This window comes from Pseudoalteromonas rubra (assembly GCF_000967655.1).
Taxonomy (GTDB): Bacteria; Pseudomonadota; Gammaproteobacteria; order Enterobacterales; family Alteromonadaceae; genus Pseudoalteromonas; species Pseudoalteromonas rubra_A.
Window position 1 is genome coordinate 15290 of sequence record NZ_JXYA01000032.1, and the last position, 20311, is coordinate 35600.

The 20311-nt window shown below is 50.0% G+C and carries 15 protein-coding genes; 7 read left to right on the forward strand and 8 right to left on the reverse strand.

Going from position 1 to position 20311, the window contains the following annotated elements:
* Positions 1 to 12: 12 nt before the first annotated feature.
* Both surA and lptD read right to left on the reverse strand, forming a co-directional pair.
* A complete protein-coding gene (gene surA / locus TW77_RS14385; protein ID WP_046005683.1) occupies positions 13 to 1299 on the reverse strand; it encodes a peptidylprolyl isomerase SurA in 1287 nt (428 codons plus the stop codon).
* A gap of 14 nt (positions 1300 to 1313) precedes the next feature.
* Entirely contained in the window at positions 1314 to 3596 is a 2283-nt protein-coding gene (lptD, locus tag TW77_RS14390; protein ID WP_046005684.1) for an LPS assembly protein LptD, read from the reverse strand.
* A 97-nt stretch (positions 3597 to 3693) separates the two neighbouring features.
* On the opposite strand from lptD, the gene TW77_RS14395 reads away from it, so the two are divergent.
* From TW77_RS14395 to djlA, 3 genes are read left to right on the forward strand one after another with little or no spacing between them, the layout of a single operon-like run.
* Positions 3694 to 4722, forward strand: a complete 1029-nt coding sequence (locus TW77_RS14395) for an aminoglycoside phosphotransferase family protein (RefSeq protein WP_046005685.1) — start codon at positions 3694 to 3696, stop codon at positions 4720 to 4722.
* Positions 4719 to 5396 carry an N-acetylmuramate alpha-1-phosphate uridylyltransferase MurU gene (gene murU / locus TW77_RS14400; protein WP_046005686.1) on the forward strand — a complete coding sequence of 226 codons (678 nt, stop codon included), beginning with the start codon at positions 4719 to 4721 and terminating at the stop codon, positions 5394 to 5396. The genes TW77_RS14395 and murU overlap by 4 nt, the downstream gene beginning before the upstream one ends.
* Complete coding sequence (gene djlA, locus TW77_RS14405) at positions 5386 to 6258, forward strand: co-chaperone DjlA (RefSeq protein WP_046005687.1); 873 nt, start codon at positions 5386 to 5388, stop codon at positions 6256 to 6258. Before murU ends, djlA begins: the two co-directional genes overlap by 11 nt.
* An 88-nt stretch (positions 6259 to 6346) precedes the next feature.
* Here the strand turns inward: djlA and TW77_RS14410 are convergent, their stop codons facing one another.
* Positions 6347 to 7207, reverse strand: coding sequence for a DUF3530 family protein (locus tag TW77_RS14410; protein WP_052713203.1), 861 nt, complete (start codon positions 7205 to 7207; stop codon positions 6347 to 6349).
* Between the two features lie 135 nt (positions 7208 to 7342).
* Here TW77_RS14410 and TW77_RS14415 point away from each other — a divergent pair, with 135 nt between their 5' ends.
* Both TW77_RS14415 and nhaD read left to right on the forward strand, forming a co-directional pair.
* Positions 7343 to 8284: a DUF368 domain-containing protein gene (locus TW77_RS14415; RefSeq protein WP_428838748.1), complete on the forward strand. Its 942-nt coding sequence runs from the start codon at positions 7343 to 7345 to the stop codon at positions 8282 to 8284.
* A gap of 220 nt (positions 8285 to 8504) precedes the next feature.
* The gene (gene nhaD / locus TW77_RS14420) at positions 8505 to 9962 is read left to right on the forward strand and encodes a sodium:proton antiporter NhaD (RefSeq protein ID WP_205623875.1); all 1458 of its coding nucleotides are present in this window, start codon (positions 8505 to 8507) and stop codon (positions 9960 to 9962) included.
* Here the strand turns inward: nhaD and TW77_RS14425 are convergent.
* From TW77_RS14425 to TW77_RS14435, 3 genes are all read right to left on the reverse strand, one after another.
* Positions 9942 to 10952: an ATP-dependent 6-phosphofructokinase gene (locus TW77_RS14425; protein ID WP_046005689.1), complete on the reverse strand. Its 1011-nt coding sequence runs from the start codon at positions 10950 to 10952 to the stop codon at positions 9942 to 9944. The genes nhaD and TW77_RS14425 overlap by 21 nt on opposite strands.
* Before the next feature lie 78 nt (positions 10953 to 11030).
* Positions 11031 to 12884 (reverse strand): choice-of-anchor I family protein, encoded by a 1854-nt coding sequence (locus tag TW77_RS14430; protein ID WP_046005690.1) that lies wholly within the window; start codon positions 12882 to 12884, stop codon positions 11031 to 11033.
* Positions 12885 to 13024: 140 nt separating this feature from the next.
* Positions 13025 to 13417: an MmcQ/YjbR family DNA-binding protein gene (locus TW77_RS14435; RefSeq protein WP_046005691.1), complete on the reverse strand. Its 393-nt coding sequence runs from the start codon at positions 13415 to 13417 to the stop codon at positions 13025 to 13027.
* A 778-nt stretch (positions 13418 to 14195) separates the two neighbouring features.
* On the opposite strand from TW77_RS14435, the gene TW77_RS25205 reads away from it, so the two are divergent.
* Positions 14196 to 14396, forward strand: a complete 201-nt coding sequence (locus TW77_RS25205) for a hypothetical protein (protein WP_156158681.1) — start codon at positions 14196 to 14198, stop codon at positions 14394 to 14396.
* A 28-nt stretch (positions 14397 to 14424) separates the two neighbouring features.
* Here the strand turns inward: TW77_RS25205 and TW77_RS14440 are convergent, their stop codons facing one another.
* Positions 14425 to 16602, reverse strand: coding sequence for a putative bifunctional diguanylate cyclase/phosphodiesterase (locus TW77_RS14440; RefSeq protein WP_046005692.1), 2178 nt, complete (start codon positions 16600 to 16602; stop codon positions 14425 to 14427).
* Between the two features lie 293 nt (positions 16603 to 16895).
* The gene (locus TW77_RS14445; RefSeq protein ID WP_046005693.1) at positions 16896 to 19583 is read right to left on the reverse strand and encodes an insulinase family protein; all 2688 of its coding nucleotides are present in this window, start codon (positions 19581 to 19583) and stop codon (positions 16896 to 16898) included.
* A 211-nt stretch (positions 19584 to 19794) separates the two neighbouring features.
* On the opposite strand from TW77_RS14445, the gene sixA reads away from it, so the two are divergent.
* The gene (sixA, locus tag TW77_RS14450) at positions 19795 to 20262 is read left to right on the forward strand and encodes a phosphohistidine phosphatase SixA (RefSeq protein ID WP_046005694.1); all 468 of its coding nucleotides are present in this window, start codon (positions 19795 to 19797) and stop codon (positions 20260 to 20262) included.
* Positions 20263 to 20311: the final 49 nt, after the last annotated feature.

Consider the following 20311-nt stretch of genomic DNA (forward strand, 5'->3'; position numbering starts at 1 on the left):
TTAGTTCTTCTATTAGTCGATTACTTCTACGTGTGCTTGCTCGCGTATTTCACGCATCCACTTAAAGCTCTCTTCCTTAAATTTACGGCGAAACAGAAGTTGGTGGGCACGGTTTGCTTTTGCTTGTTCTGTTTTATCAGCAACGCGTTTATCGAGCAACTGCACGATGTGCCAGCCAAAAGTACTTCTGAACGGCTCACTGATCTCATTTTGCTCGAGCGACATTAACGTATCGCGAAACGCAGGCACATAGGTGGTTGGATCTGTCCAGTCGTACTCACCGCCTTTAAGCGCCGAGCCGGGATCTTCCGAGTGCTCTTTAGCCAATTCTGCAAAGTCGGCTTTACCGGCACGCAGGTCTTCTACAAAGCCCGCTAACATATCCCGCGCTTTCTCTTCACTGAGGATGATAGACGGTTTGATCAGAATATGGCGAGAGCGCATTTCAACTCGCTCGACAACCTGACGACCACGAATATCCTGCACTTTTAGAATGTGGAAACCGGCACCTGAGCGCAATGGACCTATAATATCGTCCTTCTTTTTGCCTTTGACGGCCTCAGCAAACAAAGTAGGCATTTCATTGATACTCATCCAGCCAAGCTGACCACCGTCCAGCGCTTTTGCACCACTGGAAGAGGCGATAGCGATACGCTTAAACTCTTTGCCTTCATTGAGGAACTCAATGACTTTTTCCGCACGCTCACGGGCATTCTGAACATCTTCCGGGTTCGCTTTACTTTCTACTTTGACCAGGATGTGGCCGATGTCATATTCTTCTGACTGGCCTGTTTGTTGTTCTAAAATTTGTTGTAAGTTAGCAATTTCCTGCGGGCTGATATAGATACGGCGATCAACAGCGCCGCGTTGCACCTGAGATATCATGATCTCAGTACGAATTTCTTCCCGATAAGCCTGGAAACTCTCACCTGAGGCTTCAATAGACTGACGTAAGTCAGCAATGGTGCCGCCCTGATCTTTAGCCATGTTGGCCAGTGTCTGATCAAGCTGCGCGTCGGAAATTTCCATGCCCATCCGTGCAGCCAGCTGCTCCATTAGCACCTGATCAACGAGCTTTTCGATGGCCTGAATACGCAGTACTTTGTCTGACGGCAGCTCAGTGTTTTGTTGCTCCGCTTGCTTTTTAACGCGGTTCAGGATCTTATCCACTTCACTTTTGAGTACCACACCGTCGTTAACCGTTGCGACTACTTTATCCAGCTGGACACGCTCAGCCCAAACGGGGTGTGCCAGCGTCATACTTAAAATTGGAACTAATAACAGCTTTTTTAAATTCATAAGAGTCTTTGTTGTTAATTATTTAAAAAGAACGGTCTGCGGTAACCAAAGATACCCGAACGTAGTAACTGGCTAGCATCATATCTTGATTTGCTGCCTAACCCTTTTAACACAAAATTGATACCAAAGCTTGTGTCAAAAATGGCGTCATCACGTGAGATCGTTTGGTTGAGATCCGTTTGTATTTGACGTTTACCAGTTATGCGTACTGCCCAACAGCACGATTCGTACTGCAAACCGGCAAACACTTCAACGCTGCGGCTTGCCGTCAGGTCGCGATGATAGCTGGCAACCAGCTGCCAGTTTTCATCTATGGGTAAACTACTGAACAGACCGATTTGATCAATTTCGTATCCTGAGACATCACTGGCGTAGTGATGGTTCAATTGAACGAGTTTTTTATTGCTGCCCCGGTAGTCGAGCGTCATATGGGACTGGATCAGCTCTTTCTCATCGGCATCATACTGCAAACCGGCAGAGAAGTACCAGCGGCGATGCCAGTGCAGCATACTTTCGGCTGCAAACAGGGCGTTGTAATTTTTACTACCAAACTCTTGGGTGGTCTGGTCGAGCGGGTTACTTTCCAGAGATTGCGCTGTGGGCTTGGCGGAGTCACTTAAATATAGGATCTGTCCCATGCTGAAGTTAAAGCGCTCGATATTACTGTTGTCGAACAAACGGGTGGTTGCACCCAAAGTGAATTGGTTAGCCTGTGCAATAAAGTCGACGCCCGAGAAACGCTGCTCGCGAAACAGGCCAAAAAAGTCATCCTGCATTTTAATGGTGTCATACAAGGCAATACCAGATTGGTCCTTTTTCGGGGTGTATAAGTATTGGATCTGTGGCTCCAATGTTTGCGTGCCTTGCTCTAAAATAAAATTGGTCGGGCGTTCGAGATTTAGCTGACCGTGTAAACGTAATTTAGGGAGCGTGCGCGACACAGATTTTTTATACTGGGATTGCGCGAATGCCTCGTCTCCGTCCTGCTCATAATAGGTATGCATCAGGCTCAGGTTGGAAGCAAAAGACCAGGCATGGGCATTGTGATCATAAGACACACTGGGCTCAAAGTGCACTCGGGTTGCGTCTGTCACCGTTAGCTCATCATTGGTAAAGCGACTTATCTGTCCTGTCAGCCCCCAGTTAAAGCCTTGGTAATTATGGGTAACATGGTTAACGGTCAGCTGAGGCAAAACGGCATAGGATTCCGTGTGGTTACCCAGGACTTCAAAGTTCTGTACTTTCAAATCAACAGCCCAGTCGTCGCCAAGGTAACTGAGTTGTCCGGTACGATAAAGCTGGGTGTCTGTTTCATTGGCGTACTGGGAGTCCAGATCTGAGATATAGGCGTCGTCACTGACATTGGTGACATCGACGCTGGCACGCCAGTTTTCATCAAAATAGCTGTTTTGTGTCCAGTTGACCAGGTAGCGCTCATCCAGCTGTTTGGCTGAGTCGTCTTGTTCTAAAAACTCAATGGCAAGCTGACCTTGATGTTGTTGGGTCAGATAACGGAACTCAGAAATCAGCTGAGTGCCTTTTTTAGACATATAGCGTGGTGTGATGGTCGCGTCATAGTTGGGAGCCAGGTTTAAGTAGTAAGGCACCGCAATCCCTAAACCACGGCGGCTGGAACTGCTGATAGTCGGCGTCAGTACACCCGATTTACGGCGATCATCAATGGGGAATGTAAAATAGGGCACATAAACAACGGGCGTATCGAGTATTCTCAGGACCGTGTTGTGGGTTTCTCCCCAGCCACTATCCCGGTTCATAACGATATTGCTGGCCTCTATTGACCAAAATGGGGTTTCCCCCGGACAGGTGGTAAAGCTGGAGTTGAGCAGGTCTACCTGGTTGCTGGTCGCATGTAACTTTTCTGCGCTGCCATGGCCGTTTTGCTGAGTCAGCCAGTAATCGGCACCCAGCAGGCTGAACTCGTAATCTTTAAGATTGGCAAACATGCCGGTGCTGTTGACCAAAGTATAGGCATCCTGAAACACCAGCGGACCGGTGGCATTGAGCAACCCCTGTTGTTTGTCAATCAGCGCAGCCTCGGCTGACAAGCTCATCACACTGGAACTGATCACCACATTTCCGCTGAATTCTGCGCTGTCAACGCCTTGTAATTCTACGTTATCAGACTGAATGTCGATGGCGCCTTTGGGCAAGTCAGCGATGGGTTGCCAGTTTTTAGGCTGAAAGTAGTCTTTACACTGAAGGCCATCAATGTTCGAATTAGCAAAAGTCGCTGTACTGATTAGGGGAAGCACGAAAAGGCCCCAAGCTTTGCTCATTTATCAACCTTGTTTGCCGAAATTCATTTTCAAGCCAGACATAATAAATGAAAAGCGTGTTAATTACAGTAGTTAAGAATAGGAAATAGTAAGAAAAATGACCCCAAGCTTGTCACCTGAGGTTGCGTCCCGAGCAAAGGCCAGAGCGGCCTTTTTACACAACCATTTTCATGCTGATCCACAGCAGGTCACGGCCCTTGACGGAGACGCGAGTTTTCGTCGCTACTTTCGCATTGCACACCGCGAAAACACCTTTATTTTGCTCGATGTCGCCCCTGAGGCAGGTAGCGTCAGTGCCTTTGTTGAGCTGAACAAAGTATTCAGTGCAGGTCAGGTCAGGGTCCCCCAGATCCTTGCTGCGGATTGTGCGCTGGGATTTGTATTACTGGAAGACCTTGGTACGCAGCACCTGGCCGACAGACTCAGTGCACAGCACCTGGCACAGGAAGACTATGAGTCCCTGATTAACATGCTGCCTGACATTGCCCGAATACCCGCCAGCCCCGACATGAAGCCCTATGATGCGGCTTTCATTGAGATGGAACTGGATATCTTTGGTGAGTGGTTACTTACTCATTGGTTAGGGTTTGAAATAACTGAGCATTGGCAGCAGCAATGGGCTAACCTGAAGCAGGCTCTGGTGGCAAATATGCAGACACAAATGCAGGTCACAATGCACCGGGATTTCCACAGTCGCAATATTATGTGGCACAACCAGCAGTGGGTAGTTATTGATTATCAGGATGCAGTGCAGGGGCCGGTCACCTACGACGTTGTTTCGTTACTTAAAGACTGTTATCACAGGCTGCCTGAAGTGCAATTTAGCCACCTGCAGCGCTACAGTTTCGAGGTCCTAAATGAGGCCGGACTATTGGGCTTATGTGATTACGATGAGTACCAACAGCAGCTGGCTTTGACTGGATTACAGCGCCACCTTAAGGCCGCGGGGATCTTCGCGCGCTTATATTTGCGTGATGGAAAACCGGGTTACTTAAAGAACATTTTGCCAACTTTGCAATACATTCAGGACACTGCAGAGTGTTTTGATGCATTTCAATGGCTTGCAACCAGTTTACAATCCGAGATAATACCCTTAGTGAAGGCTAAACTGGAACAGCAACAATGAAAGCGATGATCTTGGCCGCGGGTCGGGGCAAGCGTATGATGCCACTGACAGCCACCATGCCAAAGCCCATGCTGGAGGTGGCAGAAAAACCCCTGCTGGCATACCACGTGAGCCGGCTGGCGGATGCTGGCGTGACGGATATTGTTATTAACCTGGCCTGGCAGGGAGACAAGATACGTGACTATTTTGCCGACGGCAGTGCGTTTGGGGTGTCCATCCAGTATAGCGATGAGCCCGAAGGGGGGCTGGAAACCGCGGGCGGCATAGTCAGGGCATTGCCATTGTTATGTGACGAAGGCGACACCTTCATCGTGATCAATGGTGACATTTTTACCGATTATGCAGTCCATGATCTGTGCCGCTTGCATCTGCTTCCCGGTGAGGCACATCTGGTACTCGTGGAAAACCCGCCACATAATCCGCACGGAGATTTTCCGCTGGCCCATCAGAGCAATAACGAACAGGCTTATACTTTTGCCGGTATTGGTTTGTATCACAAAGACTTCTTTAATCAGGTCAGTGAGCAGTTTGTGGCGCTGGGGCCGATGCTTAAAGCGGGGCTGGCCCAGGGCTGTGTGTCGACAGAACTCTTTTTAGGGCAATGGCAGGATATTGGTACGCCTGAGCGTTTAGCTCAGATCAACAAGACAATGGAGCAGGCAGATGTGGGGTAAGTTGCTGGGCACCGCCTTTGGCTTTTTGTTTGGCAAATGGCTGGGGGCAATTCTTGGGTTTTATCTGGGTCACTTGTTCGACAAAAGCCTGAAACAGGATTTTGATAAGGTTGGTGGGTTTCAGGGCTTTTTGAATGGCGATGGCCTTAGCGAGCGTCAGGCTCTGTTTTTCTCCAGCTGCTTTTCCGTGATGGGACATATTGCTAAGTCCAATGGCCGAGTGAGTGAAGTGCATATCCGCGCAGCAACGGCGTTTATGGATGAGATGGCACTGGCAGGAGACGACCGGCGCGAAGCGCAACATGCATTCAGAGCAGGTAAAGAGGCTGATTTTTCGATTAAGGAGGCGGTACGTGAAGTCAGAGAGGCGTTTGCCAGGCGCTACGATCTGCTGCAACTGTTCCTTGAAATTCAAATTCAGATGGCCTTCTCCGATGGCCACGTTTCCGAGCAGGAGCAAGCCTTACTGCGCGAAGTGAGCAAGCATCTGGGCATTTCTCAGGCCCAGTTTGGCTTTTTACTTAAGCGCTACCAGGCGGAGTTTCGTTTTCGTCAGCAGCGTGCTCAGTGGCAGTCGCAGCAATCTCAGCAGCGCCACAATCAGCAAAGACAGCAACGCAGCTCTGCGTGTGAGCCCGAGCACAACGCGATATCACGCAGCGAGGCACTGGCCGTACTGGGATTAAGCGATGGAGCATCCGACAAGGACATCAAACGTGCCTATCGTAAGCTGATGTCACAGCACCACCCGGACAAGTTGGTTTCTCAGGGCCTGCCCGAGCATATGATGGAAATTGCCAAACGAAAAAGTCAAAGCATTCAATCTGCCTATGAACTCTTAAAGCAAAAACGACCAAGCTAAGTGTACTGTTGAGCGAACTAAGCCAAAGCAGTATTTCTAGTCAGCCCCTGGGAGCGTCTCAAGCAAAAAGATAAAACCCTGTGCATCATCAAAGGCGTCTTAAAAACCCCGTTAACTCTTTACGCAGCCGCTGATGCTGCATCGGTTGGTGTTGCTGACCGAAGAGTTCTCTTTGGCGATAATCGAGTTTACTGTTGCGCCTGGCCCAGCGTCGGCGCTCGTCTATGGTATCCAGTACCAGAGGGCTGTCGAAGGTGTAGAAGACATCCAGCAGCGCCGGGGTCACCAGCGATAAGCTGGCGGGCAGATGGCTGTTACGCTGTGCATTAGCCAGCTGAGCACTGACAGTAACCAGTGCATCGACACGCACGTTGGGTAAAGTGGCCAGGTACTCGGCAAACAGGCCGGCACTGTTACCAAATGCCACAATGGCAATGTGCTCGTTCTGACGTAAGGCCAGTGTTTTATACAGAGCCTCAAAGCGCGCGACCAGCGCGGCTTTGTAATTGTCCAGCGCCAGTTCACTCAGCACCGGGATGGCGGTACTTTTTACCTCGTTTGGTGCCTCTTCGATTATGCCCGTTGCAATATCGCCACTGTCAATCAGGTCGGGCATCGGCAGGGTATAGGTGTCGTAACCATCATCTGTCAGCGTTTGGTGTAAGTAACTCAGGCCATTGTTGTAGAGCTGACTTTGTTCAAGTCCGGGGAGTAATACTATGATACCGCGCTTGGGGGCCGCCATATACTCAGAGAATAACACGGCTATCTCTTGCTCTTCATCTTTGATAGTCAGTAGCTTTTCGCTGCTCAGCCAGTAGCGCAAGTCGCTGTCAAATTGTGATGATTTACTCGGCGGCGGCTGATGCTCTGCGGTATTGGCTTCGCCTGTGACAGCCAGACTGAACAATAAGCTGAAGATCAGAAGTAACCGGGAGTTTGTAAACATATTGCGCGCACCTTACCTTTCTTTGCCCTGTTATCGGCAATTTCCCGCAAAGCTTGAGCCCATTGTGAGCGCTGCTATGTGCAGCGTCACAAAATTTCGGTAAACTCGTGCCGAAAAAAATCGATGGAGAGTGCTTTGAGCAATAAAACTGACAGCAAACGTGATTTTATCTGGTTGTTTTTTAAAGGGGCTGGTATGGGCGCCGCCGATGTTGTTCCGGGTGTTTCCGGTGGTACGATTGCCTTTATTACCGGCATTTATGCCCGCCTGCTCGGGGCAATCAAAAGTGTCAACCTGGATGCCATCAAAACCCTTAAAACGGACGGGTTTAAGGCGGCGTGGCGACATATAGACGGCACCTTCTTGTTGGTTTTGTTTAGTGGCTTGCTCACCAGTGCTGCATCTCTGGCTAAGCTCATCACCTATTTGCTTGAGCATCACCAGTTGTATGTCTGGTCTTTCTTTTTTGGTCTGATCATCGCCTCGTTTGTTCATGTTGGTAAGCAGGTGACTCGCTGGCATATGCCGACTGTCGCTGCGTGCCTGGCAGGGGCGGCTATCGCCTATACCATTACTTCTTTGGCGCCTGCCGAAGCTGTACCGCAAACCTGGTACTATTTTGCCGCCGGCGCAATCGCAATTTGTGCCATGATCCTGCCCGGCATTTCTGGCAGTTTTATCCTGTTACTGCTGGGTATGTACGGGCATGTATTGAGTGCGGTCAATGAGATGCAAATCATGCTAATTGCTTTGTTTCTGGGCGGGTGTGTTGTCGGCCTGATGGCGTTTTCGCGGTTGTTGTCGTGGCTGCTGAGTCGCTTTGAGCAGGTCACGTTTGCATTGCTGTGTGGCTTTTTGCTCGGCTCGTTGAACTTGCTGTGGCCCTGGAAGCAGGTATTAACCAGCTATACCAATTCTAAGGGGATCGAAAAGCCCCTGATGCAGGCGAACGTACTGCCAGCAGAGTTTGCCCGGTTAACCTCTCAGGACCCTCAGGTTTTGGCTTGTGTGTCTCTGGCGGTAGCGGGGCTGGCACTGATCCTGCTGATCGAATGGATAAGTGGGAAAGACGCGTAATCGCGCCAACCTAGTGGTCAACTGATAAAATTTCATGCTCTTTTCATACGGGCGTGTGACACTGTTCACACGCCCGTTTTTGTTGGCTATCAGAGGCGTGCACGACTGGGTGTGAGAGGGGTTTAGACTTGTGTCGAATGCAGATAAGACAAAAAATATGCTATCAAATAGCCGCGCTCAAATTAACCAAGTTTTAATTCTGTTTCGGATCTGATAACTCATGAAAAACTCGCTTTACGCTCTGCTCGCCATACTCTGTGTGCTCTGGCACCCGGTGGCCTTATCGGCTGCTGCAAATCATGTTGCAACCCCCATAGATCTCACCTCGGCCACCCTTGGCTGGATCTGTATCGCCATCTTTGTATTGGCCTATATTCTGGTCATGCTGGAAGAAAAGCTGCATATGCGTAAATCTAAGCCAGTGCTGGTGGCGGCAGGTTTGATCTGGATGTTGATCGGTGGCTATTACGTCATGAATGAGATCCCTGAGCTGACCGAGCATGCTTTTCGCCATAATCTGCTTGAGTTTTCGGAGTTGATGCTGTTTTTGCTGGTCGCGATGACCTATATCAATGCCATGGAGGAGCGCCGTTTGTTCGATGCGCTGCGGGTGTGGATGGTGCGTCGTGGCTTTAACTTTCGTACCTTGTTCTGGCTCAGCGGGCTGCTGGCCTTTGTGATTTCACCGATTGCCGATAACCTGACCACCGCTTTGCTGATGTGTGCGGTTGCGATGAAGGTGGGGCAGGGTGATAAGCAGTTTATTAACCTCAGCTGCATTAATATCGTTGTGGCTGCCAATGCCGGTGGCGCATTTAGCCCCTTTGGCGATATCACCACGCTGATGGTGTGGCAGGCCGGTATCGTTCATTTTGCTGAATTCTTTTCGTTGTTTTTCCCGGCGCTGGCGAATTACCTGGTGCCAGCTTTGATCATGAGCCTGTTTGTCAAGAATAAGAAGCCAGCGGCAAGTGATGAACAAATTGAGCTAAAACGCGGCGCAAGGCGCATTATGGTGCTCTTTTTGGTCACCATTGCCACGGCGGTTTCCTGCCATAGCCTGCTACATCTGCCTCCTGTGCTGGGGATGATGATGGGCCTGGGCTACCTGCAATTCTTTGGCTACTTCTTGCGTACCACCTTGCCCAATTCTCTGGATAAAAAGCGTGCTGCGGCGCAGCAGGCAGGCGATCAGGAGCGTTTACAGGCGCTTGGTAACGTGGTGCCCTTTGATGTTTTTGCCAAAGTGTCGCGGGCCGAGTGGGATACCTTGTTATTTTTCTACGGCATTGTTATGTGTGTGGGCGGGTTAGGGTTTTTGGGTTATCTGAGCCTGATGTCTGAAGTGCTTTATGGCGGCTGGTCCGCAACCGCCGCTAACGTGTTCCTGGGGGTGGTATCCGCCGTGGTGGATAATATTCCGGTGATGTTTGCGGTGCTCTCAATGCAACCCGAGATGTCACATGGTCAGTGGTTACTGATCACTTTGACCGCTGGTGTGGGCGGCAGCTTACTGTCCATCGGCTCAGCAGCGGGGGTGGCGTTAATGGGTCAGGCCAGAGGCTATTATACATTCTTTGGCCACCTCAAATGGACGCCGGTCATTGCATTGGGCTATGCCGCCAGCATCCTGGTTCACTTGTGGTTAAACGCCGAGCTATTCACTGTGTTTGATTAGATACTCGGTGAGCACGTCTTCGTGTGCCGCCACCCAGCGGCCATTGACCGGCTTGCCATCATTGATAGCCCCGCTCAGGGGCACAGCTTGTAAGGTGCTGCCCTGTTTACCAATCATAATTCTGTCCTGGTTGCGGCTGACAGCATTTACCGCCTCCAGCCCTAACTCTGTGGCCAGCAGGCGATCTTCCGGCGCAGGGCTGCCTCCGCGCTGAATATGCCCCAGTACACACACGGCACTGTCAATGCCAGCTTGTTCGGCCAGTTGTGCTTTAAGTGCCTGAGGTCCACCCGGCCAGAGGTTTTCAGCAAGCACAATCACAAAGCTGTCGTGGTTATGTTGCTGCTGCACCTGGATCTGTGAGATCAGTCGTGCCAGCTGAGGCGCGGTATCGGCGGGATCACAGTTTTCAAATGACAGGATGGCCTCCGCGCCCGTTGCCAGCCCAACGTTAAAGGCAATATGACCACTGTGCCGCCCCATGACCTCGACAATAAACACCCGCTCGAAGGCGTTGGCGGTATCACGTATTTTATCTATCGCATGGGTGGCGGTCGTCACCGCAGTGGCAAAGCCAATGGTGTTGTCGCTCCCCGCCAGGTCATTATCAATCGTGCCGGGCAGACCGATGATCTGACCCTCCCAGTGCGCCTTGAGCGCCTCCAGGCCTCTGAATGAGCCGTCCCCGCCAATCACGATAAGGGCATCAATCTGGTGTTTTCTGAGCGTGTTAGCAGCTTGCTTAGGGCCCTTTGGCAAGCACATAGCCGGGCAGCGGGCACTTTTTAAAATCGTACCGCCAAATTGCAGGATGTTACCGACATCAGCATGTGTCAGCGCTTGCCATTCATCGTTGAGCAGGCCGTTGTAGCCATGGAAAAAGCCGATGCACTCATACTGATGGTGCTGGCAGCTGTGTACTATCGCGCGGATGGCGGCGTTCATGCCGGGGGCATCGCCCCCGCTGGTGAGTAGTGCAATTTTGGTCATTCAGAACCCTGTACTGTGGCTGAGCTATACACTGGGTAATGTACAGCACGGAACAGCCACAGCACAAGACGAGCGGTTTTACTTCTGAGTCAGCGACCAGATAGCAATACTGCCCGAAATTTCATTGCCAACAATCAACAAAGGTGTGCCGGTGGGGCTTTCCTCGGCACTGACAAAGGTCATGCCTTCTGGTGCCAGATCACCTGAAATATCCGCGCCTTCCTCAAGACCCCGGTTGATGAGGTAAGTCGTGAAGGTGACATTAAATGGATTGGTGACATCATAGACCAGGATGCTGCCCATGCGCTCAAGCCCGACAAAGGCATAAGTGCGCTCACCAATCTGTCCCAGTGTCAGCGCTTCTGGCTCTGCACCTTTGGCGTCTGAGCGGGTGTCTCCTTCGTTGGTATCTTCATCGTTATTGAACTGTGCGCCATGCAGCGCCGAGGTGATCCGCACCACTTCATCGCCGGAGTCGAATACCCGGGCACCATTTTGATCCCAGATAGAGAACGAGCGTGCGCCATAGGTGTAGAGTTTTTCGTATTGACCATCATTGTCCTGATCGCCCATCACTGTAGTGACTTTTAGGCGACCCAGGTCGTCGTTGTCATTGTTGATATATGAAAAGTTATCCGCCAGGGTAAGGTCTTTGGCTCGGATCTCGTCGGTATAGGCCAGACAGCCATCATCCTCGTCGTAATCCAGCCCGCCATTGGCCGTACACTCGGCTTCATCGGCTGCGGGGAAGAAATACTCGCGCCCGTCGCCCTCGTTAGCCGTGACAATAAAGTTGGCACCCTGCCACTGGTAGGTGGCAATAGAATCCGGCTGGTACATGCCGTATAACCCCGGGTAGCGACGCAGGTTAATGCCGTCATCTTTGTCGGACGCATCCAGCGTCCATTTACCCCAGTCTTTATAACCCAGGCCTTTTATTGTTAGTGAGTTATCACTTAAATCAACAATGGCCAGGGCGTTGTTTTCTTGCAGTGACACATAGGCATAGCGGTTGTCTTTGCTGACCGTGACGTATTCAGGCTCAAGGTCCATCGCAACGCTGGTATTGATTGCCTGTCCTTTGATGGTGCGCCCGGTTGGGTTAGCGAAGACCACACCTTGCGCCTGTAACTGGGCTTGCTGTTCATTAAAGGCTTCGAAGCCTAACAATGTGGCCTGACTGGCAACCTGTCCGTTGTTGATGTCGATAATCGCGATACTGCCTTGTGGATCAACACTGTAATCACCTGCCGGTTCACCTTCATTGGCGACCAGGATTTTGCTGCCGTCCTGGTTAAAAGTGACCATATCAGGCAGGTATCCGACTTCGACGGATTTCAGTAGCTGAGGCGTTTGTTCGGCAATATTGTAGACCAATACAAACCCGGTTTCGCCGGTCGCACGTGCCATCGCAACGGCAAGCATATCGCCATGAATGGCCAGGCTGTTTGCATCGGCTGCCACCACTTCACTGACTGCAATGGTTTGGGTGACCGTTAAATTGGTGTTTGTGACCACTCCCTGGTTGTCTTTGCTGAGTTTATCCGCATCGATCTGCGCAGCGGCAATGATGGCAATTTGCGGTGTGTCGCCTGAGCTATCAAGCGCAAAGATACGTTGACTGGCTCCATGGTAAGCGACGATTTCGGCAGCCCCTTCCGGACTTGCCACGTTCAACACGGCCCGGCCAACGAGTTGTGCCGACAAGTCGCCACTCATGCGTGCGCCATTTTCTCCCTGCGGGCCTTGTATACCCGGCTCACCCTGTGCGCCAGCGTCTCCCTTATCGCCTTTATCGCCGGGTTGTCCTGCCTGGCCGGTTTCACCTTGCAGGCCTTGCTCGCCTTGTTTACCTGTTTGTCCGTCGTCGCCATCCAGGGCACAGCCACTGAGTAAGCCCAATAGCGTTAGTGAGATCAGTGTTTTTTTCATTGTCTTTATTCTGCGTTGTGGAAATCACTGTCATTAAAACAGGGATAATTGACATCAGAATGACAAAGGCGGTTTAAAGAAAAGGAGAGAGAAAATGGCCCTCGCACCGGGTGCGAGGGAAACCAATAATGACGGCCACTCTAAGATTGAGTAAGACGGTCAAGCTCTGCGCGTTGCGCGCTGGGTAAGTTATCAACCACTATCTGATAGGAGTCATCTATCATGCGTTTGATCTCTTCTTCCGGGATGCTGCCATCTAGTACGATGGTGTTCCAAAGTCGTTTATTCATGTGATAACCCGGCACAATTGCAGCGTACTTGTCACGTAACAATAGCGCTTCATCCGGATCACATTTTAGGTTAAGCCACCACACTGGCTCACCATTCTCACCCATTTGACCCTCTTTCCCTTCATATAAGGTAGCAAACATCTTGTGCTGTACCTTGTAAACGTCCACGTCCTGTGCAAACGGTTTTGTGATAAAGGTCCCAGGCTTAGCCTGTAAATACTCATGTACGAATTTCTGATCCATAGCCCGTGTCCTTGAAATAACAAATTAAATTAACAAAACATGGGGCTGATTTTAGCAGCTTTTGTGAGATTTCTGTAATTGGGAATAAGTAAAAACTATCAGTCAGTTAAGACCAAATAGGAATATACCTGAATAACCTTATCTAAGCTGCGCAACAATATCAGTATATTTCACTCAGACGAGAAAAATACGTCTTAAACCGCACAGAGGTTAACCAGTCCATTTATCTTTACAGTTCCAATTTCAAATCTGCTCAAGGAGGAGTTTACTCCCACTCTTTGACTGCTAACCACACCATGACCAAATGACAAATGCCCACTTCATTAAACATTCATCCGACTGTGGGTATGTTCCACATACGGTGAAAGTGCAATCAAATTGGCACGCATAAGCTTACAATCCCGTTCGGCTTATCCTAAGTGTAGGAAAATCAAACCGGATCGCCAGCAAAAGTAGCGGGTGTTCGGATCTGCCCAAGATCCAATGCACTATTTTGCTTCGCTTATATCAGCGTCAAAACAAATAATGCTTATTTAAAATAATAAGTTAGCGATTATTTGTTCACTCAGGAGAGCGTTCTTCCAGCTGCCTGAATGAGAAACCAAGCGTTTCTGGGGACGTATTAAATTAAATAATGCAATATTTTGCAACAATTTAAGTGTTTTTGCGTGCTTTTTAGACTTATTGTACACTATGCGAGAAAAAAATTACCCATTTACTTAACGTGTCTCAGTGCATGGCTTAACGGGTACATCTAAAACGAGATTACGGAGGCTGAGTGCTGGTATTGTACGTTGTATTAATGTGCCTGGGTGGGCTGCTGATGCTCAATGAATTACGCTGTACCGGGGTTACAAGGCGTTCCTGGGTGCTTTTAGCTGCGTTAGCTGGGCCTATGGTATGGATCTTGTTTCGGGCGCACTATCGGCTGGCCTGGCTCAGGCGAGTCGGACAAAGTTATTCAGTGCTGCGCGCCTGAATGAGGAAGGATAATCGTTTGGTGCTTGTTAATTAACCAACTGCAAAGCGGGCTTTTCGCTGTGCTGAGAGCGGAGAAACTGTTCAAACTCCTGGGCTGAAAGTGGTTTGGCGTAGTAGTAACCCTGGATCGTCTGACAGTTCAGGCGCTGTAATTGATGCAGCTGCTCTTCATGCTCAACCCCCTCCGCCACCACGTGAAGGCCCAGGTTATGTGCAATCGTGACTATCGAGTCTACCATGTTACAGCCGCGCTCTGTGTTCATATCATCCACAAATGCTTTGTCTACTTTGAGGGTATTCAGCGGAAACTGCTTGAGATAGGCGAGCGAGGAGTAGCCGGTGCCAAAATCATCCATGGCCAGGTGGATCCCGCGTGAGCTTAAAGAGCGCATAATTGAAATTGCTTCTTGTGGATCATCCATAACCGTCCCTTCCGTAATTTCCAGCTCGAGAAAATAAGAAGGAAGTTGATTCTTTTGCAAGATCAGGTCTATCCGCGCGGTGAGGTCGGGCAAACTAAACTGTCTGGCTGACAGGTTTACCGCAACCCGGCCGTTGAACAGGCCCTGATCTATCCAGCGTTTGACATCTTTACACGCTTTATCGAGTACTACTTCACCTATTTCGACAATCTGACCGGTTTCCTCTGCAATGGGAATAAACAGCCCCGGACTGATCACGCCTTTTTTGGGGGTAATGAAACGCACCAGCGCTTCCATGCCAACCAGAGCACCTGTGGCAATGTCCATTTTGGGTTGGTAATACACCACAAAGTGGTCTTCTTTTAATCCAAAGCGCATGAGGTTTTCAATTTGCAGGCGTTTAACTGCTTGCTCATTCATAGAGTCATTGAAAAACAGGTAGTGGTTACCTTTTTGTTTGGCATGATACATGGCGGTATCGGCATTTTTGAGCAAGATCTCTGGTGTACTGCCATCTTCCGGGAATAACACTATGCCTACCGAGGAGGTGATCACCAGCTCATGATTGGCCATTTTAAACGGGGTCGCGATAACGGCCAGAAACTGTTTAGCGGCCTTGGTAATGGTATGAATGTCATTGGTGCCCGACATCACCAGGGCGAACTCGTCGCCCCCCAGGCGGTAAAAGGTATCCTGCTGGCGACACAATTTATTAAGTCGCATGGCCAGTTTTGCCAGCAAGCTGTCACCCAGCTGGTGGCCAAGGGAGTCGTTAATTTTTTTAAAGTTATCTAAGTCAAAAACCAGCAACGCGTGATCGCGCTTCTGGTCAACCAGCTTTTTCAAGTTTGTGAAGAACAGGTTGCGGTTTGGCAGGCCCGTGGTGCGGTCACGGTTCGACAAGTTATGGAGTTGCGATTCGGCTTTTTTGCGTTCGGTCAGATCAGAAAAGACCACAACATAATTGGTGATGTGGCCGTGATTGTTCTTAATCTCGTCAATGGAGATCTCGATTGGCAGCATAGTGCCTGTCTGATCGTATAGCTTCAGCTCTTCTTGCCAGTGTTCGCTCTTTTTTAATGCCGCCTTAATTTGGCGGATAAACTGAGCATCATATCCGGGAAGCTTAAATTCGGTATTAATATACTGCTCTCGCACGCCGCCGAAGATACGAATATAACTTGGATTCAAATCAACCAGCCTGAAAGTGTGGTCGTAGATGGCAATGGCGTCGGTCAGAGATTCTACGCACTTAGCGAACAGGTTCAGGCGTTCTTCTGTGCTTTTAAGGTGGTTAATATCACGAATAGTGCCCGTCATGCGCAGTGGGTTAAGGTTTTCATCTTTTGCGATGATTTTGCCCTTATCCAGGACCCAGTGATATTGGTCCAGGCTGTTCCTAACCCGGTAGGTGGCCTCGAAGAAGGCGGTTTTTTCTGCAAAATGTAACTTTAACTGTTTTTCTACCAGTGGCAGGTCCTGAGGGTGGATCAAGCTGGCGTTGGGGATGAGGTGAGTGCCTGGGGTGGTGTCCATCATAAACTTGTCGTTTATACGATTGATTTCGCCACTGCGAATGTTCCAGTCCCAGAGGGTATCGCCGCTGCCTTCGACCGTGCTTTTAAGACGTTGCTCTGAATGGCGAAGTGCCCTCAGTGCGCGTTTTGTATTGTGATTCGAGACTGCCAGATAGAGCAAAGTTGCAGCTGTGACGACGCCCACCAAAATAATCAGTGTCAAATGTTGATTTTGCATAATACCTGTGGGCAAGGGCGCACTCATGGTCGGCCAGGCCAGAAGCAACAAAATAGATGTAATTGTTTTTATAGTTGTTGTTTTCGTCATAAGGCTTAAAGAGTCAATTACAATTGCTAATCTAATCTAAGCCCCAGGCAGAGTCAAAAAGAAAGTCAGAAAAAATCCCTATTTTCGGGCCCAGCTGGCATGTCTGAGTGAATTTCACGCATTAAGCCCGCGTAGTAGCTGGCTGTTGACGGCGTGTTAGACAGGTCCGAAAGCAGAGCCCGACACAGCGGCGCCTGTTGGCAAAGGCGCCGAACTGTTGCGGGCAGGGGTTAATTACACCTGAGCGTGATCCTGGCGCGCTCGATTGAGAGCAGTTTGACTATATCCTGTTTCAGGGTGTCAAAGGTGAGCGCATCGAGCGCTGCTATCAGCTTCTCTTGCATTGCAAAGGTGTGATCATCGGTGCCAATGGCTATCCACAAACGCTGTGAGCGCAGCCGCAGGTTTTTGTCCTTTTCTGCAATTTGCGCGTGCAATGCCGCTTTCACCTGTGCCCATTGAGTGGCTTCATAGCTATCCAGCTGGGCAATTAAATCCGCCATGTATTGATGGTGACGTTGCAGTAAAGTCTCACTGTCATAACTGGATGACTGCACATAAAAAGCAATGCCGGCTCGGGTATTAAAGGGGGCGTAGCCCGCACCAACCAGATACCCCAGCTGCTGCTGTGTACGCAGAGACTCAAAATAATCCTGACTGACCAGCTGATTAAACGCCATCACTTTGACTTTATCTTCGACACTGGCAGTGGGGGCCTGAATATACTCAACGAACGCGTGCTCCGCTCCGGGTTTTTCAATGTGTACTTGCTGGTGCGAAGTGATTGGGTTGAGCGGCTTTTTCAGGTCGTCGAGAATTTCACTGTAGGCAAACAGGGCATGAAGCTGCTTTTGCATGTCGAGGGCATGATCCAGCTGCCAGTTGCCGTGCATAAAGGCCTTAATATGGATGGCCTTAAAAAAGTCTTCGCGAAACAGGCAAAACTCATTGAAGCTGATATTTTTTAGCGCCTTGGCCAGTTGTTCCGGGGTTGGGTTCCACGGCATCAGGTGTGCGCCCAATAAGCTGAACAGCTCGCTGACGGGTTTACTCTTATTGTGGTTTTTCCAGTGCCGGATCAACTGCTTCTTGTATTCAGCAAAGCGGGTTGCACTAATGGGTTGTTTTAGCAAGGCTTCGACCAGTTGCAGCACCAGTTTGAGCTGACTGGCAGACAAACCGGCGGTTTGCAGTGTTAAGCCGCCCTGATGAGAGCTGAGGTGGTAGCTCAAACCAGCCAGTTCTGCGGCATAAAATTGCTCTGCAACACTGTCCATAAACAAGTCGGCAAACAGCCGGGTCATCGCCATACTCTTGTGGCTTTCGACTGAACGTTGAGAATCTATCTCTAAGTAGAAATGGCCTTTGGTGACACGAAAGCGGGTGTCTTGTTTAAACCAGAAGGCAAACCCGGGTCTGTCGGTGAGCAGAGTCGGCGTTTTGCGGCCCGGTTCTATGTCGTACAGGCGGTTCTCGAACGCCAGGTATGGGTTGGCTGCGGGCAAGCGCATCTCGGGCAGCGGCGTGGTAATGTTTGCCAGGGTTTGCAGCCACTCGGCATTGATCTGCTCGACCTGGTACGGCGTGTTATACCACTGTGCGACCTCACGGGTGGCATCGTTCTCACAAGTGATGTCTGGGTGGATCAGGATCAGACGCATATTGTGCGGTGACAACAGGCCCATGAGCTCCTCATGCAGGGCATGATTGAAGGCGGTCATACAGTAATCACCGTACAGGATGTCGTCGTCATCATAATGGTGCATATTGATGCTCAGGGCACTGACCCAGTCGAGCAGTTTACTTTGCTCCTGGTTTTCAAACGCCAGTTCCAGCAGCCGCTTTTTATCTTCATACAGCGCCGGTAAAGACGCGAGTTGCTCGGTTATCAGACTGATGTACTCAAACAGCATCTCGACTATGTCTTCATAGTATTCAATGCCATCGTCGGTCAGTGCGAAACTGATATTAAAGTCTTTAAAGTTACTGCCATCGACACCGCCCCCTGCGGACAGGGCATTGATCCAGCCATTTTTCTTTAAAATAGCGTACAGCGAGCCGTCGCCTTCATAACCCAGCAAGTGAGCCAAAAAGCTCAGGCTTTTAAACTTATAAAGGCGCTCAACATCGGGCATGGCAAAGCTGACAATCAGCTTTTGCATGTGCTTGCGCGGCTCTATATGTAGCAGCAACCCCAAGTCCTGCTGGCGATATAAAGGGACCTGAATGGGTGGCTTTGGTGTGTTACTCCCGTTAATGGCACTAAAGTAACGATTTGCCAGCCTGGCCAGCTCATCCAGACTATGAGGCCCGGCTAACACGAGCGTCATCCACTGCGCCTGATAATGGGCGTCAAAGAAGGCTTCTATCTCTTGTTTAAAGTTGCCGCTGTGGTCGGCCAGCGTGTTATGGTTACCCACAGAGAACTTGGCAAACGGGTGGGCCGGGTTGACGGTCTCTTTGTGGACCTGAATGATCCGGCGGTTATCGTCTTTAACTTTAAGATTAAACTCAGAGTCAATGGCATTGCGCTCATCCTGCAGCGCGTCCTCAGTAAACAGGGGCGCGTAAAAAAATTCACTGAACCGCTCCAGGGCCTGCTCAAACAGCGGGGCGCGGCAATCAAAAAAATAGCAGCTGTGTTCGGTGCCCGTCCAGGCATTACTTTGCCCACCGGCCTGGCTGACAAATTGCGAAAACTCTCCCCGAACAGGAAAACTTTGGGTACCAAGAAACAACATGTGCTCAACAAAGTGCGCCATGCCCTGACGGCTCTGCGGATCGTCGAAATGGCCAACATTGATGGCCAGTGAGGCGGCGGATTTATTGCTTGATGTATCTTCTACAAGGAGAATTTTAAGACCATTGTCCAGTGTCAGGTGACGATAATTTCTTTTATCATTATTACTCAGTTTCAATTGTGTGCCGCCGATATAATAGTTAGAGACGTGGCTGCTGTTTCCGTGCTACTACTGGCAACCGACACTCTGGGTCGTTGCGATAGCCGGTCACCTCTGAATTAGCCTGTATTTAAACTTAAGGTTTAGGTGCTTTTGTTTTAATATAGCGGACAATTTGGGGCAATAGCTACAGCTTGCTTTTAATTTTCTTGCCAACTTTCGGAGTGCTATGAAAACAATTCTGATCATGCGCCATGGCGAAGCGGGTCCTATGCAGGCCAACGATGCGGCCAGAACACTGACATCCCGCGGTCATACTCAGGCTGTTGAGATGGGTCAGTGGCTAGCTCAACATTATCCACCACAGGCTGTTCTTGTGAGCCCCTATATCAGGGCGCAGCAGACGGCACGGGCAGTACTGCAAAATAACCCGGTATCGTTTGAGCAGACCTGCCAGGATATTGTGCCCAGTGGCAATGCTGCTGTGGCTGTCGACTACCTGGAAACTTTGATAAGCATGCACGACACCCTGGATACCTGGTTGGTTGTGGCGCATATGCCGATAGTCAGCTATTTGGTTGACCAATTGGTACCGGGCGAAATGCCTATCTTTGCAACGGCCTCTGTTGCAGTCATCCAGTATGACCCAGCAACACTTAAAAGTGACTTAGTAAAGCTAGTAAATCCAACAAGCTAATAATTTGACCCGGTGCGGTCTAATGTCCTCCTTTTCGTAACGGCGCTTT